The sequence below is a fragment of the Bradyrhizobium yuanmingense genome, from assembly GCF_900094575.1.
Lineage (GTDB): Bacteria > Pseudomonadota > Alphaproteobacteria > Rhizobiales > Xanthobacteraceae > Bradyrhizobium > Bradyrhizobium yuanmingense.
Map to the genome: position 1 here is coordinate 1 of NZ_FMAE01000058.1, position 6,538 is coordinate 6,538.

The window sequence follows — 6,538 nt, forward strand, 5'->3', positions numbered from 1 at the left end:
GGCCTCATGCTCCTTCAAAATCCCGATGATCTGCTCTTCCGAAAAGCGGCTGCGCTTCATGCTCTGGTCCTTGTTGTGAGCCAGAACGAACTTCAAACTGGATTAAGCCCGGCAAGGTCTCCCCTTCGTTCGTTTGTCCAGTCGTGACTGCGACGTCCAGAATAACGCCGACCTTGTTATCGACGGCAGCGTGCTGCTTGTAAGCGGACTCCAGCCGCCGGTTTCGGGCATTGGTGGCCCATTGTCGCATCCAGATCGGTGGTGCAGATCTTCTTTTGCCGCTTTGCCGGCCCTTCCTCTCAGCCTCGCTTTCATCTTCGCTTTGATTCTCACTCAGCACATCCACCACATGCCTGCTCGGTGAGGCTGTCCCAACTCACGTTGGCGCGGATCAGCGACGCATCGATATGAACCACTTCGGCTTTGCGATCTTGGCCTTCAGACAGGCCTCGACAGTCCGTTTAAAGATCCTACGGAATCGCTCTTATTCCCAGCGCTGGCGGATGCGCGTCAGGCTGGAATGGTGCGGTAGCTACTCGTGCAGGCCATAACCAGCAAACCAGCGAATCGCGATGTTGACCTAAGCCTCCCGCATCAGCCTGCGATCGTGTACATGCCGGTGAGCAGACCCGCCAGCATCAGGCGTACCGCGCCTTCCGGATCCATGCCTGGCCGACCTTCGTTCGCGCAATAGCAGACGGAGACCTCTTTCTTAGCCAAGATAGGTCGAGCACACGATCGACCCGCGGCAGCACGTGCTCATCTGGGACGAGCTGTTTGAGCGAGCCAGTGATGAAGAGCTCCAACCGATCCCGCTCCTTGCGCCCCAGCATCTCGTTTGCTCCGCCGATCGCGAATCGCCGACGAAAACGGAATCAGCCAATTGCAGCTTTCCGACGACCCCGCGTGCACTTCATACGCAACGCGCTGGCGCATGCCGGCAAGAGCGGACGACGCGTCGCCTCCACGTTCATCGCCACTGCCTGCGCCCAGGACGATGCCGAGGCGGCGCGGGCGCAGTGGCGGCGCGTCGCCGACCAGCTCCGCCCCAAGCTGCCGAAGCTCGCCACCTTCCTCGACGAGTGGCCGATGCCGCCGAACGTGGTGACCACACGCCCTCAGCTACACCACGCCAGGGGAGTACGTCATGCCAAGCTGATGATTGCTTGTGGGTGCAAGTCCCATCCGGCCAAAGCCGAAGCAGGCAAGCCGGGACCGAGTCTTGCGGGCGTCGCGGCAACGCGGGGTTCGAAGTGTAGACAGGAGCCATGCGGGGTGCGGGAATGAGCCTCGAAAGGTGGATGTGCGCGGAGACCTGTGTTCCCTAGTCACGAAGGCAGCATGAGCATCGTCGTTATGCGAGACGATGCCGCTCCGTCGGGGTCGATGGCCGCATCACGCATGGAAGGCAATCATCGGAACATGAGAGGCCCGACCAGCTCCGGAAGGCCGGGCGGAGCGCGCACGCAAGCGCCGCAACAATCGCGGAGCGCTAGCGGCGCATCTGCCGCGGATCGAGGTCGTCGTCGACATCAACGACAAGACCTGTCCGTGCTGCAGGGGCGACCTGCACCAGATCGGCGAGGACAGGAGCGAGCGGCTGGACATGGTGCCGGCCCAGTTCCGCGTTGTCGTCACCCGGCGTCCCAAATACGCCAGTCGCGCTTGCGAGGATGGCGTCCTGCAGGCCGAGGCTCCGGCCCGGCTGATCGAGGGCGGACCGCCGACGGAGGCAACCGTCGCCCAGGTTCTGGTGTCCAAATATGCCGATCATCTGCCGCTCTACCGGCAGGCCCAGATCTATGCCCGACAGGGCATCGCTCTCGATCGATCGACACTGGCGGACTGGGTGGGGCATGCCGCCTTCCATCTGCGCCCGCTGCATGAGCGCCTTCTCACGGTGCTTCGCGCGAGGTCCAAGCCGCTCGCCGACGAGACGACGGTGCCGGTGCTCGATCCCGGTCGAGGGCGCACCAAGACCGGCCAGCTCTGGGCCCATGCCGCCGACGACAGGCCCTGGCGCGGCCCCGATCCGCCCGGCATCGCCTATGTCTATGCACCCGACCGCAAGGCCGAGCGGCTGTTCAGCCATGTTGCCGGCTTCAAGGGCGTCGTGCAGGTCGATGGCTACAACGCCTACCCAAAGCTTGCCGAACGTGGCGAGGTCGAGCTCGCCTTCTGCTGGGTGCACATGCGGCGCAACTTCTACGAACTCGCGAGAGCCGGCCCCGCGCCGATCGCAAGCGAGGCGCTGAAGCACATTGCAGCATTCTATGCGATCGAGAAGGAGATCCGCGGTCGCAGCGCGGAGGAACGTCGCCTCGTGCGGCAGCAGAAGAGCCGACCACTGGCCGATGCCTTCGAGGTATGGCTGCGCGCTAAGCTGGCTCTCATCAGCCAGAAGATCAAGCTCGCCGAGGCCATCCGCTACGCCCTCTCGCGCTGGCAAGGACTGACGCGCTTCATCGATGACGGCCGCATCGAACTCGACAACAACACCGTCGAACGATCAATCCGTAGCATCAAGCTCAGTCGCAAGAACGCGCTGTTTGCCGGATCCGACGGCGGTGCCGAACACTGGGCTGTCGTCGCGTCCCTGGTCGAGACTTGCAAGCTCAACGACCACGATCCGCTCGCGTATCTCACCGACGTCCTGACCAGGATCGTCAACGGGCATCCCAACCGCGAGATCGACCAGCTACTGCCCTGCGCCTACCGCGCTCAAGCCCTCCAAGCCGTGGCCTGAGAACGACGCTTACGGAAAGGGTGACGATTTCAATCGTCCATTGGCCCAGATCAGCAATGGCATCGAGCAACTTTGGACCACGATAGACACGATCGGCGAAGATGTGACGCAGGTTGGGAACAGGCGACCAATGATCCGCAACAGCGGGACTGCAAATCCGCTTGGGCCTCCACTTTCCGTGGTCTTCACGCTTTGACTGTCGATAACTCCGGCCGTTGGAGTGGGTTTGCGTCCTTGCCGTTCGCGCATGCGCCGGACCAGAGTGTCATTGATCGCGCCCCACAAGCCAGAACCGCGCCACTTATAAAAATGGTACTGAACAGTCGAGCACGGCGGGAAATCCTTCGGCAGCGCTCGCCATTGGTAGCCGCTGGCTCCAATGTAGAGAATCGCATTCATGATCACGCGCAGACTGATCTTGCGGGGACTGGCATCAACGGCTCGATCAATTCCCATTCCGCGTCCGTCATGTCGCTTGCATAACCAAGTCCATCGCGCCGATATTGTGCGCGGGTGATTTCAGTCCAACACATGTTGTTCTCCCTCGGGTCTTCGCAAACACGAAGGAATCACAACGAACTAAATCACTCAACTTTCTTTTTTGGTCAGGCTCTATGGCACAGCTTACGTCGCGGGAGAGATTCGTGGCGCGGCCCTGTGGCTGCATCCCAACGGGCAGCAAGATGAGGAGGCGTTGGATGCAATCATGGTCTATCCCTGCGCCCGGAGATCACGGAGGATATGGCACACTTGCGGCGGAGAATGGCCGAACATCATCCCCACGAGCCACATTGGTATCTGCCACTCATTCCCGTCGGTCCGAACTGGGTCGGAAAAGGGCTTGGTACGTTGCTGACGAAATACGCCCTTCAACGATGCGATGAGGACGGCATTGCTGCCAACCTCGAAAGCTCGAACCCTGAAAACATTCCCTTTTACCAACGTCACGGCTTCAAGGTCGTTGGTGAGATACAACACGGTTCCTCGCCGCCGCTCACGCCAATGTTGCGAACGGCTTCATTCCGACACAGCAAAGCCACGCCGCCTTATCGGCTCCGTCACCCAGATTCAAGCATAGCTCCGCCTCATCCCGTTAGGATTGATTGGCAATAACCTGACATGACCGCGTTCGGTTGAGGACGGCTTATGTTCGAGGCCAGACAACTGAGCACGTGCGGCGGCTCGCCCGGCCTGCGAAGGGGTCAAATCCACTAAGCGTGGGACATTGCCACGGGCGGCTGCATCGATTGCGGTCGCGCTCCAGACAATTTTGATCTAAGGGCCACAGAAAGCGATGAATGGCGAGACGCGTATGGCAACCGAAACCCGATCCGGCCCAACTCAATTCGCGGACCGCGAACCGATCGATGCCAACATTCAGGATGTCCATGGTGCTGCTCCCCTGTTGCAGAATTTGCGAGACCGCGGCTTGAGCACATCTTTGCCGATCGGATCTATCGCGGCAAACAGCTCGTCAAGCACTCTCCCACTGGGGGCCGTGGACGATCGAGATCGTCGAGCGACCGCCCCGCGTCCAAGGCTTCCACTCCCGCCCAGGCGCAGGGCCGTCGAGCGCACCTTTGCACGGCTCGGCAGATGTCCGCGCCTCTGCAAAGACTTCGAAGGTTCCGCCCCCGCCGAGCTCGCTTGGCTGCTCGTCGGCCATCTCAGGCTCCTCACTCGCCGATTGGCCAGTCCTTGAGACGCTATGCTTTTTGAGTGAGGCCCTTCAGGACAGGCGCTCGGCGAATTTCGAACCTCGACCTCGGGGCTGCACCAACTCGTTAACTTTACGGTTCCGCCTTGACGAGTCCCGTAGCTGCGCATATATGTGGTGCCGTCACGGTATTCTATACCCATATATTGTAGAATGGAAGCTAGAAGGGAACCCAATGCGTCGGCAGCGGCCATTGCGATAGCGCCACAGCCGCAGCGACCCGCTAGCCAGGAGATCTGCCGCGACAGAACACATGTCCTCGGGCCGGGTGCCCCGGTGGATCGCTTGCTGCAGGGGACATTTGCCCGGTCTCCTCGCAAATCGTCCGCACGGTCCCGGCCCCAAATATCGCGGGGGTGCCGGTGTCGCCGTCTTACAACTTCGATCAGTATGGTCATCTCATTGAGCTGCCGAGTGTGCGGCAACCCCGGGCGCAGGCAAAGCCTACCAAGCCTGAGCCGTGTCTTGTGCGGCCCCCAGCATCGCCGGCTCCCCTGCCGAAGCCCCTGGCGCCATCGCCCACGCCGTCTGACATCACCCTCGATTGGTCGCGGGACGACCTGGTGACGTCGTTCGGTAAGTTGACGCTGACCGACCGTTATCTGCTTCCCGGCGAAGGCATCCAGGACATGTTCGCCCGAGTGTCTTGCGCCTTCGCGGACGATGTTGCGCATGCCCAACGTCTATATGATGCGATGTCTCGGCTGTGGTTCATGCCGGCCACACCGGTGCTCTCCAACGGCGGGACCACGCGCGGCCTGCCGATCTCCTGCTTCCTCAACTCGGTGTCGGACTCGCTCGAAGGCATCGTCGGCACCTGGAACGAGAACGTCTGGCTTGCTTCCAACGGCGGCGGCATCGGCACCTACTGGGGCAATGTTCGCTCGATCGGCGAGAAGGTGAAGGGCGGCGCCACCTCAGGCATCATCCCGTTCATCCACGTCATGGACGGCCTCACCCTGGCGATCAGCCAGGGCTCGTTGCGGCGCGGCTCGGCGGCGGTCTATCTCGATATCCACCATCCCGAGATCGAGGAGTTCCTCGAGATCCGCAAGGCGTCTGGCGACTTCAACCGCAAGAGCCTCAACCTGCATCACGGCATCAACGTCACCGACGAGTTCATGCGTGCCGTGGGTGCCGGCACCGCAGTCGCTCTGCGCAGCCCGAACACTAACGAGGTTGTCCGCGAGATCGATGCCCGCCAGCTGTGGCAACGCATCCTTGAGAACCGGCTGCAAACCGGCGAGCCTTATCTCTTGTTCATCGACACCGTGAACCGCGCGCTCCCCAAGCACCAGCGCGAGCTCGGCCTCAAGGTCTCGACCTCCAACCTGTGCAGCGAAATTACCCTGCCGACCGGCATCGATCATCGCGGCGAGGAGCGCACAGCGGTGTGCTGCCTGTCGTCGCTCAACCTCGAGACCTGGGACCAGTGGAATAAGGAGCGCCGGCTTCATCGAGGACGTCATGCGCTTCCTAGACAACGTGCTCACCCACTTCATCACGGTGGCGCCGGACGGAATGAAGCGTGCCCGCTACGCCGCCCTGCGCGAGCGCTCCGTTGGCCTCGGCGTCATGGGCTTCCACTCGTTTCTCCAGGCCAAGGGCATTCCAATGGAGGGTGCCTTGGCCAAGTCATTCAATCTGAACATCTTCCGAAAACTTCGTCGCGATGCCGATGCGGCATCCGTGGCGCTCGCTCGCGAGCGTGGCCCGTGCCCGGATGCCCTGGAACGCGGCGTGATGGCGCGCTTCAGCCACAAGATCGCGATCGCGCCGACCGCCTCGATCAGCATCATCTGCGGCGGCACCAGCGCCTGCACCGAGCCGATTCCGGCCAACATCTACATCCACAAGACGCTATCCGGCGCCATCTCGGTGCGCAATCCGCACCTCGCCAAGGTGCTGGCCGCGAAAGGCGCCGACACCTCGGCGACCTGGCAGTCGATCATCGCGCACGAGGGGTCGGTCGCCCATCTCGACGTCCTGTCGGAGCACGAGAAAGCGATCTTTCGCACCGCCTTCGAGATCGACCAGCGCTGGATCGTCGAGCTTGCCGCCGACCGCGCCGCGTT

Annotated in this window: 1 protein-coding gene, 7 pseudogenes and 1 riboswitch; of the genes and pseudogenes, 6 read left to right on the forward strand and 2 right to left on the reverse strand. The window is 61.9% G+C overall.

Annotated elements, in window-relative coordinates; genetic code table 11:
- Positions 1-112 precede the first annotated feature (112 nt).
- Positions 113-833, reverse strand: a pseudogene (locus tag GA0061099_RS39630) (transposase); the annotation flags it as partial.
- 52 nt (positions 834-885) lie between these two features.
- On the opposite strand from GA0061099_RS39630, the pseudogene GA0061099_RS38335 reads away from it, so the two are divergent.
- Positions 886-1,083: pseudogene (locus GA0061099_RS38335) on the forward strand (transposase); the annotation flags it as partial.
- A gap of 358 nt (positions 1,084-1,441) precedes the next feature.
- Positions 1,442-2,746 (forward strand): annotated as a pseudogene (tnpC, locus tag GA0061099_RS38340) (IS66 family transposase); the annotation flags it as partial.
- 13 nt (positions 2,747-2,759) lie between these two features.
- Here tnpC and GA0061099_RS38345 read toward each other — a convergent pair.
- Positions 2,760-3,279: pseudogene (locus GA0061099_RS38345) on the reverse strand (transposase); the annotation flags it as partial.
- A gap of 229 nt (positions 3,280-3,508) precedes the next feature.
- Between GA0061099_RS38345 and GA0061099_RS38350 the strand changes: the two are divergent.
- The 4 genes and pseudogenes from GA0061099_RS38350 to GA0061099_RS42935 all read left to right on the forward strand — a co-directional run.
- Positions 3,509-3,859, forward strand: coding sequence for a GNAT family N-acetyltransferase (locus GA0061099_RS38350; RefSeq protein WP_225115007.1), 351 nt, complete (start codon positions 3,509-3,511; stop codon positions 3,857-3,859).
- 256 nt (positions 3,860-4,115) lie between these two features.
- Positions 4,116-4,448, forward strand: a pseudogene (locus tag GA0061099_RS41940) (transposase); the annotation flags it as partial.
- A 124-nt stretch (positions 4,449-4,572) separates the two neighbouring features.
- Positions 4,573-4,721: riboswitch (cobalamin riboswitch) on the forward strand.
- A 305-nt stretch (positions 4,722-5,026) separates the two neighbouring features.
- A pseudogene (locus tag GA0061099_RS42930) lies at positions 5,027-5,833 on the forward strand (ribonucleotide reductase N-terminal alpha domain-containing protein); the annotation flags it as partial.
- A gap of 97 nt (positions 5,834-5,930) precedes the next feature.
- Positions 5,931-6,538 (forward strand): annotated as a pseudogene (locus GA0061099_RS42935) (ribonucleoside-diphosphate reductase subunit alpha); the annotation flags it as partial.